The organism is Streptomyces sp. NPDC042364, assembly GCF_056437585.1.
Map to the genome: position 1 here is coordinate 494,425 of NZ_JBWKAJ010000004.1, position 16,108 is coordinate 510,532.

Below are 16,108 nucleotides of genomic sequence, written 5' to 3' on the forward strand. Positions count from 1 at the left end.
CCCCCCCCGGTACGGGATCGGCCTTGACCAAGGGCCTGAGGGTGCCGTGCGCGTCCCGGAGGCTGGGGCTCCCGGGGGAAGGTTGGGAACCACTTCCCCCGGGAGAGTGAGGGAGACCGGACGTCAGCCGTGGATGAGCTGGGCGGTCCAGGTCTTGGTGTGACCGGTGACGGCCTGGTCCTTGGCCACGGCCTTGCCGACGGCCTGGACCCGCGGCGTGGCCTTCCACGTGACGTCGGCGCGGGCGATGCCCCTGACGGCGACCTTGACCGGGCCGCCCTTGATGGCGTAGGCGGCGTTGACGTTGGTGACCTGGGCCTGGGCGCGGGCGTTGCGCTGGACCTTGCCCTTGACCACGTTGTAGCGGAGGGTCACCTTCTCGGTGGTGACCGGGATGTCGTAGATCTTCTCGGTCGCGGTGTAGGTCACCAGGTGACCGCCCTTGAGGCCGCCCTTCGAGGACACGCTGTGGACGAACTTGACGTCCGCGTTGTACGAGGTGACGTTCGTCACCGGGCGGTTGACGGTGCCCTTGAGCTGCTTGAAGAGGGACCCGTAGATCTTCCCGTCCTGGAGGTACCCCACGAACTTGGCCTTCTTGGCCGCCGGCAGCGCGGAGAAGCTCTTCAGGGTGCTCTTGGCCTCGGGCGTCTTCTGGGCCTTGAGGTAGGCGACGTAGCTGCCGACCGACAGCTTCGCCGGCAGCTTCCCGGCGGTTGCCCGGGCCCCGACCGTCTGTACGCCCTGCTGCGGGCCGGACTCGGCGGCGGACGCGGCCGGCGCCAGCACGGCGATGGTGGCGGCTCCGGCGACGGCTGCGGCGGCGAGGCGACGCGTGGCGAATCGGCTGTGCACAGTGTTCTCCCCGTTGATGGTGTGCCGTTTGGTGCTGCTCGGCAACGAGCCTAGGGACCGGTTCAGTTGACCGAAATTGTCTCTTCGGACAGTGACCTCGGGGGATCCCCCTACTGTGACGTGGCCGTGTCATTACAGGGTTCTTCTTGTCAGTAGCGGACGCTAAGTTGGGGGGAGATCGCCGCTGCACCCGGGGCACGGGGCTCTGTCGGGAAAAGCGGCATCGGGAAGGACAGACCCATGACCAAGAGGTCTGATGCGGGAGACACCGCTTGCGCCTACCGGCGCACGGGGGCCGATCCGGTTCGGGACATCAGCAGGCTCAAGACGCTGACGGACCGGGAGAAGGAAGTCCTGCTCCTGCTGGGGACGGGCCTGGGAAACCGGCAGCTCGCCCGTGAACTCGGCATCGCCGAGCGGACGGTGAAAGCACATGTCGCCCGAATAGTGGAGAAGCTGCAGCAGGAGACCCGGCTTCAGGTCGCCGTGCTCTCCGTCCTCGCCCACGAGCTGCTGTGCGCCGACCCCCGGTGCGCGTGCGGCTCGGCCGCGCCGCTGTCGTCCCGCCTCGTCGGGGCATCCGCGGTCTGAGCGCCGGCCGCGACCGGCCCAGCGCCCACGACCACAGTTCCCCCAGGGCGTTGCACGGCGCGGACCAAACGTTCACTTGTGGAAATTTCGACTCTCCACAGCGGCACACACCAACCAACCCATCAGCGACGGAAACGACCTACGGGGTGAATATGAATATGCGTCGAATGTCCGAAGCCATATGTGTCACGGCCAGACCCGGACCGGGGTCCGGCACACGAAGCTGACCTGTGGGTTGGGGGCCCGCCGAACGGCGGGCCCCCGCTCAGGTCCGGATCGCCCCGCCCGAGGGCACCGTCGGCACGAGCCGGTCGTAGCCCCAGGCGCTCAAGCCCATCGCCATCACGAACTGCAGATCGAACAGAGCGACGGTCATCATCACGAAGGCCCAGTCCACCGCCTCCGCGAGCCCGCCGTCGCCCCACGTCCCGCTCACCACCGCGCACACCAGCACCAGGAACGCGTAGACCGAGACGTCGATCGTCACGGTGCGCCGGCGGGACAGCGCCGGGAGCGCCTTCCGCACGACCGTCAGCACGACGACGGCCGTGGCGGGGAAGAGCAGACCGCCCCCGGCGATCATCTCCGAGCCGATGCCGGAGAGGGAGAAGCCACCGCCCACGTTCACCACGAGCGCTCCCCAGAGCCAGGAAGGAAGGGTGACCAGGGCCGCGTACCCGGCCGCTCGGCCCCACGGAGTCAACATGCCACGCGCTCCTCACGTCCGCTCGCCACCGGCGGTCGACCGGCGACGGCCCCCTCAGCGGTCGGCCGAAGGACGACGGGAGTCTCTCAGCGGGCCGCGCGCCCATCCCCCAGAGGGCGTTCGGCGCCCCCGCGGAAGCCGCCGGCCCCCGGTGTCGCCCCACCCGTCGGCAGCACACCCGCGAGACCCGCGAGCACCAGCCCCTCTTTCCCCCGTTCCCCACCATGACCACGCACGCCCCCTCGACCACGCCCCCTTCGCGATCGCGTATCCGGATCACCAGGAGCCTAGATTTCCGCTGGTGGGGAGGGGTATTGGCTCTTGGGGCACTGCCCCAAGGTGCAACGTGTCACCCCATCCCCGCGGACCCGCCCGCAGCGTCCGCACCCGGCCGCCGTACGATCCCGTCATGCTTCGCCGCACCCGTATCACCCTCGCCGCCGGCGCCGTCGCGCTCGTCGCCGCCGCCGCGGTCACGGTGCGAGTGCTCGGCGAGCCGTCCTACGGCTTCCCCGCCGCCCCCCGCGCCGACGATCCCGCCTGCGCCCGGGTCAGCGCGGCGTACCCGGACCGGCTGGCCGGCCTGGACCGGGCGGACACCGACACGAAGAGCGCCGCCGTGTGGGGCGACGGGGCGATCGTCGCGCGCTGCGGATTCCCCCGGGCGACCCCCACCGCCGACCCCTGCACCCAGGTCGACGGCGTGGACTGGGTGTGGCGCGCGGGCGAGCGGCGCGAGGGCAGACAGCTGCTGATCACCTACGGCCGCGAGCCCTCCGTCGAGGTCCAGGTCGCCCCCGACCGGGCCGCCACCGACGCGGTCCTGGTCGGCCTGTCCGGCGTCGTGAGGCCCATCGAGCAGAGCGGGGAGTGCCTCTCCCCCGCGGACACCCCGTAGCGGCCGCTGCCGGGCGAGCCCTTCCCATCACCACGCCAGGGGCCGGCCCCGGCACTCATGGTGAGAGGACCCCTTAGGCTGTGGAGCACGGACCCGGTCAGGGCGGCCGGGGCACGGAGTGGGGACACGGGGTGGCGACGAAGAGGATCTCGCGGACCGTCGTGTGCGCGATCGCGGCCGGTGTCGTGCTCTCCGGCTGCACGGCGACGAAGACGCTCCGCACCGACGCGCGCGGGGCGGGACAGTCCGAGCAGTCGCCGGGGTCAGCCCTCCGGCGCGTTCCGGTGGCCCAGCGCGAGGACGCGCCCGACTTCTCCGGCACCACCGTCGACGGCCGGCCGGTCCGCCTCTCGGACTACCGGGGCGACGTCGTCGTCGTGAACGCCTGGGCCACCTGGTGCGGCCCCTGCCGTGCCGAGTCGCCCGCGCTGGACCGGGTGCAGCGGGAGCTGAAGGACCAGGGTGTACGGGTGCTGGGGGTCAGCACCGATGTCGGCCGGAAGAACGCCCTCGCCTTCCAGAAGGAGCTGGGGCTCTCCTACCCGAGCCTGCACGACCCGGGCGGCAAGCGGTTCCTGAAGCTGCCGCGCGGCCTGGTGAACCCGCAGATCCTCCCCTTCACCCTCTACATCGACCGCGAGGGCCGGATCGCCGGGGCGATCCAGATCCCGGTGAGCGAGGACGACGTGCGGGACGCCGTCACGCCGATCCTGAAGGAGAAGTAGCCAGGGCCTCCTCCCGGTACCCGTCCGAGGAGTCAGCGGAGTCATAGGGGTAGTAGGGGTCGCCGGAGCCGTCCGGAACGGCCGGGTCGGTGCCGCCCTCCTCGACGGGCTCCTCCACGGAGCCGTCGCTCTCACCGTCCGGGGCCGGGTCGGCGTACTCGTCCGAGGGCTCCCGACCCGCACCCGTCTCGTCCTGCCCGGTTCCCTCGGCGCCTTGGTCCTCCCGGCCGCCTTCCGCCTCGTCCCGCTCCGTCGCCCGCTTCCCCGTCTCCCCCTTCTTCGTCTCCTCCTTCTTCGCATCGCCCTTCTTCGCCTCGCCCTTCTCCGTCTTCTTCCCGGCGAGGACCTGCCGGAGCCGCTCGGCGCCGGCGCGGGCGGCCTCGCCGGTGGCCGTGTCGTCGATGCCGTAGAGGCCCCCGTGGGTGAGGAGGACGGCGGTGTCACCGACGCGGACCGCGGCGAGGTCGAGGGTGAGGGCGCCCTCCTCGCCGTCGACGTCGCCGATGACGACCAGTCGCAGGCCCTGCCGGGCGTCGCCGATGCCGCCGGGGAGGTCGACGGGGGTGACCTGGGCGGCGTACTCGCGGTCCTCGAACCCGGTGATGGTGAACTCGCGGCACTCCTCGGCGAGCCGGGCGAAGTGGTCGAGCCGTTCGTCGACCTGGTCCCTGCCGTAGGCGCCCACCTGGTAGCGCAGCTGGGAGCCGTACTCGTAGTCGTCGAAGCCGGTGACGGCCCGGCCGCCCTGGGGCTGTCCGAGCAGGTCCTCGGCGTAGAAGGCGTCGAGGAGTTCCTGGCACTCGGGGCGGTCGGTGCGGCCCTTGAGGAAGCCGTCCCGCCAGGTTGCCGCGCCCTGGGTGCCGGACCAGGCGCCGCCGAGGTCGGCCTCGCGGAGCAGCGCGCTGCGGGCACGGGCGTCGGTGAGGGCGCTCGCCGCGGGCCTGGCGGTCGGTGAGGCGGGCAGCGTGGCCTCGTCGACGGCGGCCTCGGGGAAGCCGCGCGGCGGTCCGGCCCGGTCGGCCGCACAGGCCGCCGCGGTGCCGAGGAGCAGCCCGGCGCCCAGGAGCCGGGCGAGGACACGGCAGGTACGGGACGTGGGGCGAGACGTACGAGGCCACGTACGACGGCGCATGGCGGAGCCTTTCGGGAACACGGCGTTTGGCTCCACCGCAGCACCGCCCGGCCCGTGCCACCAGCCGAGGGGGGACGTACGGGTGAGCGGCGCCGTACGGCGCCGTCCCACGGCGCGCCGCCTTGACCTTCTGGGCACCCTCGAGTCGCGGTGCTTCCCCAGCCCTTTCGGGACCGGCCCTGTGCGGGACGCGGGCGCCCGGTCACGGTGCCTTCGTCGGGGTGGGGGTGAGCGACGGGTCGCGGATGTCCACCACCGTGCCTGCCGCGAGCTGCTCGTAGAGCCAGGCCGCGTCGGTGCGGCCGAGGGCGATCCAGCCCGGGGTGGTGTCGTGGTTGCCGGGGGCCTTCTCCTCGGAGTCGACGGCGGCGATGTACGTACCCGCGCGGGACGTCTCGGGGGCGTCGGTGCCCGCCGCGTCCACGGGGGTCAGTTCGAGGACCCAGCGCAGACGCACCCGGTAGGGGTCGGAGAAGCCGACGGCCTCCGCGGTGACCAGCTTGACGGCGTCCTTCCCGGTGACGGTCATGACGCCGGTCGGGGTGGGGGTCTTGGCGGTGCCTGCGGAGATGGGGAGTTCCCGTCCGGCGAGGGTGAGGACCCGGCGGGACAGGTCGACCGTGACGTGGCGGGCGGGTTCGGACGGGGCCGGGGTGGGCGTCCCGACCGGGCGGGGACTCGCGAGCGCGGACGAGCGCCGTTCGGCGCGGTGACCGGTGTCGCCGCCGGTGACCTGCACGGTGACGACGGCGGCCAGGGTCGCCGCCGCGCAGCCCCCGGCGAGGAACGCGGTCGTCCGGCGACGGTGCCGGCGGCGTACGGCGACGGCACGCACACCGGCGCCGGACACAAGCGGCGGCACCTCGGCGGATTCCGCCAACTCCCGCAGACGGCAAGTGAGTTCATCGGACACGGCCGTGCTCCTTCTCGCCCTCGCCGGGGGCCAGTTCGCGTGCCAGTGCCGCCCGGCCGCGGGACAGCCTGGCCTTGACGGTGCCCACGGGCGCACCGGTCTCGGAGGCTACCTGCTCGACACTCAAATCGCACAGATGGTGCAGGACGACCGCCATGCGCTGTGCCTCGGGCAGTTTCCGCAGCGCGTCCACCAGCACCGCCCGCTCCGGTTCGGGGCCGGGGGCGTGTTCCGGGGGCGGATTCCGGCGCATCAGCTCCAGCCAGCGGCGCGCCCGCCGCCACCGGCTCACCGCGAGCCGCATCGCCACCGTCCGTATCCACGCCTCGGGCGCCCCGTCCGCGAGGAACTCCCGCCGCCGGTCCCAGGCCCGGACGAACGCCTCCTGCACGACGTCCTGCGCCTCGCCGTGATCCCCGGTGAAGGCGAAGAGCTGGCCGGTCAGCCGGGGGAACGCGGCGGTGTAGAACGCGTCGAACTCTTCCTCGGTCATGTCCCCGCCGTCATCGATAGGGACCCCCAAGTCCCCTGGGCCGCTGTGCAACCCGGTCGCCCCCGTCGTGCGTACAGGTCCCGGACGTACGCCACGTACGCCGGACATCGAAACACACAGAGGACTCAACGCAGGGGGAACCAATGGCTTCGGGAGCGGCGCGGGTCCGCCGACGTCTCGCCCGTGTGCTCGCCGCGGGGGCGCTCGGCGTCCTGTTGCTGGCGGCCTGTTCGAACAGCGGAGAGGGGGTGCGGGACGAAGGGCCGAGCGAGATCTCCACGGCCCGGCACATCCCGGTGCGCCACTGACCGCCGCCCGGGAACCCCGTCCGGAAACTTCTTCGTCCCGCGTGTCATCCGGCTCGCACGGCACGGGGGTTTACGGGGTGTCAGAACAACAGAGCAACACGGCACATCTCTGGGGGTTGTCCGTTCATGTCCATGGCACGGATGCACAAGTACGTCGCCGTCGCAGCGCTGACCACGCTGCTGGCGGGGACACCGACGCTGTCGTACGCCGTCTCGCGGGGGGAGACGGCGCACGGCGCGGCGGTCGCGGCCGAGGCGGCCGCCGCGAGGAAGGCGCCGACGCCGAAGATCGTCAGGCCCGGTGAGCACGTCGTCGCCGCGCCGGGCTTCGAGCTGTGGCTCACCGCCGAGGGCAAGCACTGGGTGGAGCCCGACCTGCCCGGCTTCCCGCAGTTCCGCAGCGTCGTCGACGGCAACATCGACCTGAGCCGGCCCGGCGTCTCGCTCCAGGCGGGCGGCCACGAGGGCGTCTACCACCTCTCCGGGATCTACTACGGCGGCAAGGGCACCGCCTCCCGCGTCCAGGTGGGCACGAGCGAGGGCACGGTCCACGGCAAGCTGATCGAACTGGCCGGGAAGCCGGGCTGGGGCGTCTGGTACGCCACGACCCCGCTGCCCGCCGACGACTCCGGCGAGGACTTCCTGCGCGGCGTCACCGTCTACGACACCAAGGGCCGGGTCTACTCCCAGCTCCGGATCCCGGGGGTCTGACCCGGCGCCTCCACCGGTGCCGCCGGCATCGAAGTGACCGTGCGGGCACTGGACCTGACCACTCCCCGCCCGCACGGCACCCTCCCCCACGTTCCCGACCCCGAGGACCGCCGTCCGTGCCGCACGAGAAACCCGGATCGCCCGAGGACGGCGACTTCACCGCGTACGCCACCGCCGCCTGGCCCCGTCTGGTGCGCACCGCGCACATGCTGACCGGCGACTTCCACGAGGCCGAGGATCTGGTGCAGACCACGCTGGCCAAGGTGTACGCCCGCTGGCGGCGCATACCGCGTGACGACGTCGACTTCTACGTACGGCGCTCGCTGGTCAACAACAACATCAGCCGGGTACGCAAGAGACGCGTGGCCCATCTGCTGACCCCGTTCCTGCCCGAGCGGGTGCACGAGCGGCAGGCCGGGCACGCCGAGTCGGTCGCCCAACGGGCCGCGCTCGACCAGGCGTTGGCGGCGCTGTCGGCACGGCAGCGGGCCGTGCTGGTGCTGCGGTTCTGGGAGGACCTCGGCGAGACCGAGATCGCCCAGCTGCTCGGCTGCTCACTCGGTACGGTCAAGACCCATCTCCGGCGCGGACTGGCCGCCCTGCGCGCCCACCCCGTGTTCACCGCCGCGTCCGCCGAGGACGGCGGGACCGCCACGACCGCCACCGGCACCGCCGCCGGCGGCCGGTCCAGCGCCGCCCCCGTCCCCCCGTCGCCCCGCTCGCCCGTCCCCGGAGCCCGCCCATGAACCACCCGACCGCCGGGACCGACGACCCCACCGGCACCGGAGCCGGCGACGAGGACGCCGCCACTCGGACCGGGCGGCGGCTGCGCGAGGTGTTCGCCGCGGCCGCGTACGACATCGCCCCGCCGCCCGTGCCGCTGGAGGCCATCCGCCGCGACGGCCGCCGGCGGCGGCTGCGCCGCCGGGCCGCCGCGCTGAGCACCGGCTGCGGCCTGCTGCTGCTCCCGCTCCTCGTCCTGGCCTTCCGCCCCGACGGCCCCGCGGAGTCCGTCGAGCCGATGGCACCGCCGGCGTCGGCCCCCGCCGCCACCCGGTCCTCGCCGGCTCCGTCCGAGCCGCCCGCCGGGAAGGTGCGGGTCCTGGCACCGGGCGAGCGGGTGACCGCGGAGGACGGCTCGGAGTACTGGCTGACGGCCGAGGGCAAGCACTGGATCACCCCGGAACCCGAGCCGGGCGTGACCCCGGTGGAGGAGTTCCGCAGCGTCGTCGACGGCAACCTCGACGCCTCCGAGCCCGGCGTCTCGATGCAGGGCTCCGGCACGGCCGGCGGCGGCTACACCGTCTCCGGTCTCTTCTACGGTGTGCGCACCGCCGCCGCCCGCGTCGAGATCAGGGCCTACGACGGCACCGCGGTCAACGGCACGGTCCTGCGGCTGCGGGGCAACACCAGCTGGGGCGTCTGGTACGGCCGGGTGAAGGTCCCCGAGGGGACGGCCCGCTCCCTGGACCTCGAGGACCCGGTGCACAAGGTCACGGTCTACGACGGCGAGGACGAGGTCATCGCGGAGATGGACTTCGGCGGCTGACCGGCCTCCGCCGCACCCCGGGTCCGCCCTCGCCGGGCCCCGGACGGGTCAGAGCGGGGGCTGTGCGGGGGCGGGGCCCAGGGTGGTGGTGCCCGGGGCCGTACGGTGCCCGAGGCCGGTGCGGTAGGCGTCGAGGGCGGCCTCGACCCGGCCCGTACGGCGGAACAGGTCGCCCAGCAGACGGCACAGGTCGGCGAGGTCGCCCGCCGCTCCCGCCCGCTCCAGCAGGCTCAGCGCGCGGACGTAGTGCTCCTCGGCGGCCTCGGTGTCCCGGGTGTCCTCGGCGATGATGCCGAGGAGACGGTGGGCGGCGGCCGAGTGCAGGGCGCCGCGTTCGGAGTTGAGGCCGGCGAGGACCTCGTGGAGGAGTTCGGCGGCCTCCTCGGACTTGCCGCGTCGGTGCAGGACGTCGGCGAGTTCGACGGCGACCTGGCTGGTGTAGAGGTCGGCTCGCTTGGCGGAGAGCATGCGGCGGGCTTCGCGCAGCTCGGCCTCGGCGCGTTCGTAGTCGCCGTTCTGGGCGTGCAGGTAGCCGCGCATCCAGTGGCAGTTGGCCAGCTCGGTGCGGATCTGGAGCTGCCGGTACAGCTCGGAGGCCTTGGCGAGGGACGCGTCGGCCTCGGCCATGCGCCCCTCGGCGATCATCGTGCGGGCGACGGACCGGTGCATCCGGGCGACGAGAGCCGGGTCCCCGGACCGCGGGGCCAGAGCGAGGGCCAGCTCGGCGGCCTGGGCGGCGCGGGCGTGGGCGCCCATGTCCATGTAGGGCGCGATGACGCCGGTGTAGAGGAGGAGCAGCGCGTCGGGGTCGTGCAGGCCGTTGCGGTTCAGCTCGTCGAGGGTGGACTCGAACAGGTAGCAGGAGTAGCGGAGTTCGCCGGCGAGGTAGTGGGCGACGGCCCGGCCGCGCAGGGCGGGGACCCGGACGGGGAGCGGGGCGTCGCCGAGCCGCTGCTCGGCCTGCTCGAAGCGGAGCCGTGCGGTCTCCAGGTCGCCGGTCTCCAGCGCGCACTCGCCGAGGCCGAGGAGGGAGTCGGCCTGTTCCGCGACCAGACCGTGCTGGTCGGCCTCGGCGAGCACGGACTCGAAGGCCTCGGCGGCGGCCTCCGTGGCACCGGTGGCGAGGGTGCGCTGCGCGCCGGTGAGCCGCAGCCGCAGCTCGGTGGCGAAGCCTGCGGGCCGTCCGGTGGCCAGTTCGTCGAATCCGACGCCGAGCCGCTCGGCGATGTGCCGCAGGGCGGGTTCCGAGGCACGGACGCGTCCGGCCTCCAGGGTGGAGATGTATGCGGGGGTGTACGCGGGCTCCGCCAACTGCCTTTGTGTGAGGCCGCGTTCCGTCCGCAGTTGCTGCACTCTGCGCCCTATGACCTCGGGGTCGTCACGCTCGGCCATACCTGCCATGACGTAAGCATGCCAGTAAGCCCGCTTGTGCCGGCCGGTTTACCCCAACTGCCCCAGGCACTCTTGCCGTTGGCAGGCCGACGCCGTACGTTGAGCGTCGCGCTGCGCGTGTTCGACCACGCGTTCAGTGCCTCGACTCCTCCGCCGCTCAGCCACCAGCCCATCGCCGGCAGCCGCCCCCGCTGCCGCCGCAGCCGCTGCGAGGTCGCCGTGCTCCGAGAACTCCTCACCCGCCACACCCGCCCCCTGGCCGCCGCGTTGCTGGCGGTGACGGCCCTGATGACCGTGGCCAACGCCGTCCCGCGCTGACGGCGTCCGTCGGTTCGCTCGGAACTCGGCCGTGTCCAGCTCGAACCCCAGGGGCTGAGGCAGGGACACGGCGAGCCCGAGCTTGTACGCGGAACCCTTGGCGCAGTCGTCCCCCGAGGGTCCGGAGTGGACGACCACCTCGCCCCGCTCCCTGTCGATCAGCAGGTAGAGGGGGATACCGGCACGCGCATAGCCGTGGATCTTCTTCTCCCGGTCGCGCTCGGCGGTGCCGACGGAGGTGACCTCGGCGACGAGGGGCACGCAGGAGGCGTCGTGCCACTCCTCCTTGTCGCCGAAGCTGCGTTACAGGTCCGCACCCAGCGCCCATATCCGAACAGGCGGTCGACAGAAATCCTCGCCCGACCTCCGCCAAAAAATCTATAGCGGTCACGGTAGACATTGCTCTGCCGGCGAGCTACCGTTCTTTCTGTACCCCTTGAGTCGAAGAGGGCGCGGCAGACATGAACTGCCGTGCAAGCAGGACAAGCAGTACCGCTACATCCAGAAGTACGACCGCACAACCGAAGGTAAGGAGCAGACGCCATCAGGATCGCCCGGGCGAGGAAGCAGTCCGCCCGGGTCACCGCAGGCCCCGGATTGGAAGGTGGTCCCCGGTCACGCATCCGCGATCCCCGCAGCCCCCGCCCGCCGAGGCGGAACCTGCGGACAAGAAGCCCGGCGCAATGCGCCGGTAGCCGTCAGATGGTGTTAGAAGCTCGGGGCTCGGGTGCCGCACGGCACCCGAGCCCCCCGACATGTCCCCGAAAGAAGAGGTCTATGCCCCCTGCCAGTTCCCGTCTCACCGGCAATCTCGACGATGACGACTACCCCGCGTACACCATGGGCCGGGCCGCCGAGATGCTCGGCACCACACCCGCCTTCCTCCGCGCCCTCGGCGAACACCGCCTGATCACCCCGCTGCGCTCCGAAGGCGGCCACCGCCGCTACTCGCGCTACCAGCTGCGCATCGCCGCCCGGGCCCGTGAGCTCGTCGACCAGGGCACCCCCATCGAGGCCGCCTGCCGCATCGTCATCCTCGAGGACCAGCTCGAGGAGGCACAGCGCATCAACGAGGAGCTGCGCGCGCGGGGCGGCGCGTCCCCGACGAAGTCCACGGCCTGACCGGGGCGGCCCCGTCAGTCGGCCAGTGCTGCCGCCGTGGCGCGTACGAACGCCTCCGGGTTGTCGAGCATGACGTTGTGGCCGCAGTCCGGGACGGGCACGACGGCCACACCGGACGCGGCGAGGGCGTCGGCTCCCGGGAGGGGGCCGTCCGCCCCTGGGTACAGATAGGTACGCGGGATCTTCAGAGCGAGGAGCAGCTCGCGCATGGTGGGCCGGGTACCGCGGGCGAGCCGGACGGCGCTGCGGTACAGCGCCTCCGGACCGGCCAGCCGCATCGTCGCCCACCACTGCGCACCGGCCGGCCCGGCGAACTCCTCCCGGCCGCCGGCCAGGAACTCCTCCTCGGAGTAGGCCGCGATGCCGTTGCTGCCGACGGCGCCGGGCGCGGGCACGAGTGGATCGAGGTTCGAGTCGATCATCACCAGCTTCGACACCAGCTCCGGGTGCCGTGACGCCAGCACGATCCCCACGGACCCGCCCATGCTGTGCGCGATCAGCTCGACGCCGCCGGCACCGGCGGCGGTGAGCGCACGGGCGAGCGCGTCGGCGTGCGCCTCCAGGGAGTAGTCGAAGTCCGTCGGCCGGTCGCTGATCCCGTGCCCCAGCATGTCGACGAGGAGCGTCCGCCGCCCGGCGAGCGAGGGGTGCGTCGCCACGGCCGTGAAGTACGGCCCGGACGACGCGCCCAGCCCGTGCACATACACCCGGCAGGGCTCCTCCCCCGCCAGCTCCACCCACCGGATCCGGTCCCCGGCCTCCGTCACCACGGCGTCGCGCACGCGTTCCCCCTTCGCTCGGACACGGGAGAACCTATCGCCACCGCCCACCTGCTCACGGACGAGACGGGCCCCAGGTGACGCTGCGCCGGTCGGCCGGGACGTGATCCAGGCGACGGGTAGGGGGAGAAGGCAGCCGCCGAGACGGTGAGGGTGCCGCCGCCAGACCCTGGCGAACGTGAGCGAGCACCGGATTCCGTTCGCCTGTGAATCGGCCTTGCCAGCATGAGTTGAGGACCAGCGACGGCTATCGGTCGCCCGACACGTGGTCCAGGAAGACGGAGAAGGCCGCGGCCGACAGGGTGAGGATGCCGCCTTCGGGGTTCTTGGAGTCGCGGATGGCTATGTGGGGGGTCAGGGGGGCCACTTCGACGCATTCGCCGCCGTTGCTGCCGCTGCGGGAGGACTTGATCCACTGGGCGGTGCCGAGGGGGGCGCATTCGACGCACTGGCCGCCGCTGCTCCCGCTGTACGACGACTTACGCCACTGAGCGCGCGTCAGATCCGGGCTGCTCCTCATAGCGTTCCTCCATCACGCGGGCGATCAACGCCGCCGACTCCCTGGGGGAGAGTGCTTCGGCCTGCAAGCGAGCGTAACCGACCGAACGCTCCCTGATTACTTGCGGATTGGCCGTCATATGGCCCTGGTCGTAGCTCTCGCTGTAGTGGAGGTCAGGGTCGTCGTCGAACCGCAGAAGAGTGAAGGACCCCATCATGCCGGCGTGCTGGCCGACCGAGAACGGAAGCACCTGCAACTCCGTCCAAGGACGCCCGAAGAAGCCGAGCAGGTGGGCCAGCTGTTCCCGCATGACCGCTCGGCCGCCGATCTCCCGGTACAGGACGGCCTCGTCCAGCACCGTCCACAAGATCGGCGGTTGCTCCTGCCGCAGAATGCGCTGGCGCTCCATCCGCGCCGCGAGCATCTCGTCGAGCTTGTCCCGCTGTTCCACACCCAGCACCGCGCGTGCGTACGCCTCGGTCTGGAAAAGCCCGTCCACCAGCTGACACTGGTACGTGGAGATGTACGCCGCCTTCGCCTCCATCTCCGCGAACGGCTGGAACCACGTCGGCAACTGGCTGCGCAGCACCAGCCCCACCAACCGCGAGAAGAACCCGTCCGTCATCAGCGCCGCGTCCAGGCGCTCGGCCAGGTCTCGGCTCGGAACCTTCGCGCCCGTCTCGATCTGCCCCACCAACGAACCCGTGCAGAAGATCGCTGAGCCCAGATCCCCCTGCGTCAGGCCCGCCTCCTCTCTGCGGCGGCGCAGCTCCGAGCCGAAGTAGTCCAACGGCGAGGCACTGGGGTCCAGTCGGCGTACGTTCGACATGCACCGAGCGTAACCACGCGAGCACGGGAGCGTGGCCGAAACGGGAAGGACCCCCCGTGACGCCCCTGTCAGAGGCGTGACCTAGTCTTCGCTCACTTGCCCGCGAGTCGAACAGACTGACGCGGCGCTCTTTCGCTTTTCGTTCCGGGGGGTTCGAAAACGTGCGTATGCGCACTCTTCCGGCTGCCACCGCGCTGGCAGTCCTCTTCAGCTCGGCCGCGCTCGCGGTCGGCACGGCCGCCCCGGCGGCGGCCGACAGCACCATGGTCCTTCCGGTCGCGTCGAGCGCGGACATCGCGGTGGACGGCGTCCACCAGCGGGTCTTCATCAGCGACCCGCAGGGCGGCAAGATCGTCGTCACCGACTTCCACGGCATCGTCGTCAAGCAGCTGACGAACCTGCCCGGCGTCCAGGGCCTGGAGCTGTCCGCGGACTCCGGCACGCTGTACGCGGCGGTGCGGGACGCGGACGCCGTCGTGGCCGTCGACACGGCGACGAACACCGAGTCCGCCCGCTACACCGTCGGCGACGCCCCGGTGAGCGTCGCGCTGGCCGGCGGCAAGCTCTGGTTCGGCTACGGCACGGCCGGCAGCGGCGACCTCGGTTCGCTGGACCTGTCCGGCGAGGAGCCCGTGGTCGCCCTCGACCAGGACACCACCCACCTCTGGTACTACGCGCCGATCCTGGACGCGGCACCCGGCGCCGCCGCCCTGGCCGCGGGTGAGCCCGGCGGCAGCAAGCTCGCCGTGTACGACGTCTCGTCGAGCGGCGCGAGCCGCACGGCGGCCGTGGACACCGGCGGCTCCAACATGGGCGACCTCGCGGTCACCCCGGACGGGCAGCGCGTCATCGTGGCCAGCGGCGCCCCGTACCACCACCAGGTGTTCAAGACCTCCGACCTGACGGCGGACGGCACCTACGCCAGCGACACCTACCCGAACTCGGTCGCCGTGGCGCCCGACGGCACGGTCGCGGCCGGTATCGACGGCAGCTACGAGCCGGACGTCTACATCTACAAGCCGGGCTCCACCACCTCGGTCCGGGAGTACGACTTCCCGAACACCGGCGGCAGCAGCGGCGGCGACGAACTGCCCGACTCCGGCCTGGGCTGGGCGCCGGACGCGTCCCGCCTGTTCGCGGTGACGTACAACGACGAGGGCGTGTACTCGCTGCGGGTGCTGGAGGCCCCCACCAAGGCCGCCACCACGATCAGCGTGAACGCCCCGGCCACGGCCACCCGCGCCAAGCAGCTCACGGTCACGGGCAAGGTCACCTCGAAGGCGGCCCTCCCGGCCGGGGTGAAGCTGACGGTGACCCGCACCGACCTGGAGTCCACGTCGGGCAAGGCCCTTGCGGACGTGACGGTCGCGGCCGACGGCACGTACTCCTTCTCCGACACCCCGACCGTCGGCGGCAAGGTGAAGTACACGGTGCGCTACGCGGGCGACGCCGACCACGCGCCGGGCTCCGCCTCCGACACCGTCGAGGTCTCCCGCGCCACGCCCACGCTGACGCTGAACAAGAACCGCAACACCTACGCGTACGGCGCGGACGTCACGTTCACGGCGCACCTCGGTACCACCTACAAGAACCGCAAGCTGGAGATCTGGGCCGACCCGTACGGCTCCGACAAGCCGAACACCCTGGTCAAGTCCGGCACGGTGAACTCCTCGGGCAACCTCTCGGCCACCCTCGACCTGAAGCGGGACACCAAGGTGTCCGTGAAGTTCGCGGGCGACGCGCGCTACAAGCCGAGGACGGTCACCAACACCGTCTACACCAAGGTCAAGATCTCGTCCTCGATCAGCGGTCACTACAAGACCCAGTCGGCGTGGAACCACACGTACCACTTCATCCGCCAGTCCAAGGACCCGGTCCTGAAGACGACGATGACGTACTACCCGGGCCGCAAGCAGCGCCTCCAGCTCCAGGCCTACTACCAGGGCGCCTGGCGGGACGCGGGCTCGCAGTACTTCGCGCTCGGCACGGCCGGCGTCTCCGAGGTCACGCTCACCGGCACCCCGACCACGAACGTCCGCTTCCGCTTCCGCTCCGAGTACCACGACACGACCTCCGGCGACAACGTCAACACCACGACGTACGGCGCCTGGAAGTACTTCATCTTCACCGGCTGACGCAGAAGCTGAGCCGCACCGGCCGTGGGGGGGGGGGGGGCGCCCCCCGCCCCCCCCCCGGCCCCCCCCCGGGGCCCCCCCCCCCCCGGGGGGGGAAAGTACACCCACCCCCCCCCCCCCACCACGAGGGGGGCGGCCGGGGAGGGGGGGGAG

The 16,108-nt window shown here is 72.1% G+C and carries 19 protein-coding genes and 1 pseudogene; 10 read left to right on the top strand and 10 right to left on the bottom strand.

Going from position 1 to position 16,108, the window contains the following annotated elements; genetic code table 11:
• Positions 1–123: 123 nt before the first annotated feature.
• The gene (locus AC067N_RS11665; RefSeq protein WP_478678687.1) at positions 124–855 is read right to left on the bottom strand and encodes a hypothetical protein; all 732 of its coding nucleotides are present in this window, start codon (positions 853–855) and stop codon (positions 124–126) included.
• Positions 856–1,095: 240 nt separating this feature from the next.
• On the opposite strand from AC067N_RS11665, the gene AC067N_RS11670 reads away from it, so the two are divergent.
• Positions 1,096–1,446: a LuxR C-terminal-related transcriptional regulator gene (locus tag AC067N_RS11670; protein WP_478678688.1), complete on the top strand. Its 351-nt coding sequence runs from the start codon at positions 1,096–1,098 to the stop codon at positions 1,444–1,446.
• Positions 1,447–1,711: 265 nt separating this feature from the next.
• Here AC067N_RS11670 and AC067N_RS11675 read toward each other — a convergent pair whose 3' ends face one another.
• Complete coding sequence (locus AC067N_RS11675) at positions 1,712–2,152, bottom strand: hypothetical protein (protein WP_478678689.1); 441 nt, start codon at positions 2,150–2,152, stop codon at positions 1,712–1,714.
• Positions 2,153–2,561: 409 nt separating this feature from the next.
• Between AC067N_RS11675 and AC067N_RS11680 the strand changes: the two genes are divergently transcribed.
• Together AC067N_RS11680 and AC067N_RS11685 are read left to right on the top strand one after the other, a co-directional pair.
• Positions 2,562–3,050 carry a DUF3515 family protein gene (locus AC067N_RS11680; RefSeq protein WP_478678690.1) on the top strand — a complete coding sequence of 163 codons (489 nt, stop codon included), beginning with the start codon at positions 2,562–2,564 and terminating at the stop codon, positions 3,048–3,050.
• Positions 3,051–3,181: 131 nt separating this feature from the next.
• Complete coding sequence (locus AC067N_RS11685; RefSeq protein ID WP_478678691.1) at positions 3,182–3,775, top strand: TlpA family protein disulfide reductase; 594 nt, start codon at positions 3,182–3,184, stop codon at positions 3,773–3,775.
• Here the strand turns inward: AC067N_RS11685 and AC067N_RS11690 are convergent.
• From AC067N_RS11690 to AC067N_RS11700, 3 genes are all read right to left on the bottom strand, one after another.
• Complete coding sequence (locus tag AC067N_RS11690; protein WP_478678692.1) at positions 3,750–4,907, bottom strand: hypothetical protein; 1,158 nt, start codon at positions 4,905–4,907, stop codon at positions 3,750–3,752. The genes AC067N_RS11685 and AC067N_RS11690 overlap by 26 nt on opposite strands.
• Before the next feature lie 202 nt (positions 4,908–5,109).
• Positions 5,110–5,820 (bottom strand): L,D-transpeptidase, encoded by a 711-nt coding sequence (locus AC067N_RS11695; RefSeq protein WP_478678693.1) that lies wholly within the window; start codon positions 5,818–5,820, stop codon positions 5,110–5,112.
• Complete coding sequence (locus AC067N_RS11700; protein ID WP_478678694.1) at positions 5,810–6,313, bottom strand: SigE family RNA polymerase sigma factor; 504 nt, start codon at positions 6,311–6,313, stop codon at positions 5,810–5,812. Before AC067N_RS11700 ends, AC067N_RS11695 begins: the two co-directional genes overlap by 11 nt.
• A 143-nt stretch (positions 6,314–6,456) precedes the next feature.
• Here AC067N_RS11700 and AC067N_RS11705 point away from each other — a divergent pair, with 143 nt between their 5' ends.
• The 4 genes from AC067N_RS11705 to AC067N_RS11720 all read left to right on the top strand — a co-directional run bounded on the left by AC067N_RS11705 (position 6,457) and on the right by AC067N_RS11720 (position 8,881).
• Positions 6,457–6,621 carry a hypothetical protein gene (locus AC067N_RS11705; protein WP_478678695.1) on the top strand — a complete coding sequence of 55 codons (165 nt, stop codon included), beginning with the start codon at positions 6,457–6,459 and terminating at the stop codon, positions 6,619–6,621.
• A 132-nt stretch (positions 6,622–6,753) separates the two neighbouring features.
• Positions 6,754–7,332 (top strand): hypothetical protein, encoded by a 579-nt coding sequence (locus AC067N_RS11710; protein WP_478678696.1) that lies wholly within the window; start codon positions 6,754–6,756, stop codon positions 7,330–7,332.
• 116 nt (positions 7,333–7,448) lie between these two features.
• The gene (locus AC067N_RS11715) at positions 7,449–8,078 is read left to right on the top strand and encodes a SigE family RNA polymerase sigma factor (RefSeq protein ID WP_478678697.1); all 630 of its coding nucleotides are present in this window, start codon (positions 7,449–7,451) and stop codon (positions 8,076–8,078) included.
• A complete protein-coding gene (locus AC067N_RS11720; protein ID WP_478678698.1) occupies positions 8,075–8,881 on the top strand; it encodes a hypothetical protein in 807 nt (268 codons plus the stop codon). The genes AC067N_RS11715 and AC067N_RS11720 overlap by 4 nt, the downstream gene beginning before the upstream one ends.
• A gap of 48 nt (positions 8,882–8,929) precedes the next feature.
• Here AC067N_RS11720 and AC067N_RS11725 read toward each other — a convergent pair whose 3' ends face one another.
• On the bottom strand, positions 8,930–10,273 hold the full coding sequence (locus tag AC067N_RS11725) for a helix-turn-helix domain-containing protein (RefSeq protein ID WP_478678722.1): 1,344 nt from the start codon (positions 10,271–10,273) through the stop codon (positions 8,930–8,932).
• A 78-nt stretch (positions 10,274–10,351) separates the two neighbouring features.
• Between AC067N_RS11725 and AC067N_RS11730 the strand changes: the two genes are divergently transcribed.
• Positions 10,352–10,591 carry a hypothetical protein gene (locus tag AC067N_RS11730; RefSeq protein ID WP_478678699.1) on the top strand — a complete coding sequence of 80 codons (240 nt, stop codon included), beginning with the start codon at positions 10,352–10,354 and terminating at the stop codon, positions 10,589–10,591.
• A gap of 42 nt (positions 10,592–10,633) precedes the next feature.
• Here AC067N_RS11730 and AC067N_RS11735 read toward each other — a convergent pair.
• Positions 10,634–10,861: pseudogene (locus AC067N_RS11735) on the bottom strand (Uma2 family endonuclease); the annotation flags it as partial.
• Positions 10,862–11,368: 507 nt separating this feature from the next.
• Here AC067N_RS11735 and AC067N_RS11740 point away from each other — a divergent pair.
• A complete protein-coding gene (locus AC067N_RS11740; protein ID WP_478678700.1) occupies positions 11,369–11,713 on the top strand; it encodes a MerR family transcriptional regulator in 345 nt (114 codons plus the stop codon).
• A 14-nt stretch (positions 11,714–11,727) separates the two neighbouring features.
• Here the strand turns inward: AC067N_RS11740 and AC067N_RS11745 are convergent, their stop codons facing one another.
• The 3 genes from AC067N_RS11745 to AC067N_RS11755 form a co-directional block, all read right to left on the bottom strand.
• Positions 11,728–12,495, bottom strand: a complete 768-nt coding sequence (locus AC067N_RS11745; RefSeq protein ID WP_478678701.1) for an alpha/beta fold hydrolase — start codon at positions 12,493–12,495, stop codon at positions 11,728–11,730.
• A gap of 244 nt (positions 12,496–12,739) precedes the next feature.
• Positions 12,740–13,012, bottom strand: coding sequence for a DUF397 domain-containing protein (locus AC067N_RS11750; protein ID WP_478678702.1), 273 nt, complete (start codon positions 13,010–13,012; stop codon positions 12,740–12,742).
• Positions 12,972–13,820 (bottom strand): helix-turn-helix domain-containing protein, encoded by an 849-nt coding sequence (locus AC067N_RS11755; protein WP_478678703.1) that lies wholly within the window; start codon positions 13,818–13,820, stop codon positions 12,972–12,974. Before AC067N_RS11755 ends, AC067N_RS11750 begins: the two co-directional genes overlap by 41 nt.
• 167 nt (positions 13,821–13,987) lie before the next feature.
• On the opposite strand from AC067N_RS11755, the gene AC067N_RS11760 reads away from it, so the two are divergent.
• Positions 13,988–15,955: an Ig-like domain repeat protein gene (locus tag AC067N_RS11760; protein WP_478678704.1), complete on the top strand. Its 1,968-nt coding sequence runs from the start codon at positions 13,988–13,990 to the stop codon at positions 15,953–15,955.
• The last annotated feature ends 153 nt before the right edge of the window (positions 15,956–16,108 follow it).

Coding starts and splice junctions, on each gene's coding strand:
- AC067N_RS11670 (WP_478678688.1), top strand. CDS start 1,096: ATGACCAAGAGGTCTGATGCGGGAGACACCGCTTGCGCCTACCGGCGC.
- AC067N_RS11675 (WP_478678689.1), bottom strand. CDS start 2,152: ATGTTGACTCCGTGGGGCCGAGCGGCCGGGTACGCGGCCCTGGTCACC.
- AC067N_RS11680 (WP_478678690.1), top strand. CDS start 2,562: ATGCTTCGCCGCACCCGTATCACCCTCGCCGCCGGCGCCGTCGCGCTC.
- AC067N_RS11690 (WP_478678692.1), bottom strand. CDS start 4,907: ATGCGCCGTCGTACGTGGCCTCGTACGTCTCGCCCCACGTCCCGTACC.
- AC067N_RS11700 (WP_478678694.1), bottom strand. CDS start 6,313: ATGACCGAGGAAGAGTTCGACGCGTTCTACACCGCCGCGTTCCCCCGG.
- AC067N_RS11705 (WP_478678695.1), top strand. CDS start 6,457: ATGGCTTCGGGAGCGGCGCGGGTCCGCCGACGTCTCGCCCGTGTGCTC.
- AC067N_RS11710 (WP_478678696.1), top strand. CDS start 6,754: ATGGCACGGATGCACAAGTACGTCGCCGTCGCAGCGCTGACCACGCTG.
- AC067N_RS11720 (WP_478678698.1), top strand. CDS start 8,075: ATGAACCACCCGACCGCCGGGACCGACGACCCCACCGGCACCGGAGCC.
- AC067N_RS11725 (WP_478678722.1), bottom strand. CDS start 10,273: ATGGCCGAGCGTGACGACCCCGAGGTCATAGGGCGCAGAGTGCAGCAA.
- AC067N_RS11740 (WP_478678700.1), top strand. CDS start 11,369: ATGCCCCCTGCCAGTTCCCGTCTCACCGGCAATCTCGACGATGACGAC.
- AC067N_RS11750 (WP_478678702.1), bottom strand. CDS start 13,012: ATGAGGAGCAGCCCGGATCTGACGCGCGCTCAGTGGCGTAAGTCGTCG.
- AC067N_RS11755 (WP_478678703.1), bottom strand. CDS start 13,820: ATGTCGAACGTACGCCGACTGGACCCCAGTGCCTCGCCGTTGGACTAC.
- AC067N_RS11760 (WP_478678704.1), top strand. CDS start 13,988: ATGCGCACTCTTCCGGCTGCCACCGCGCTGGCAGTCCTCTTCAGCTCG.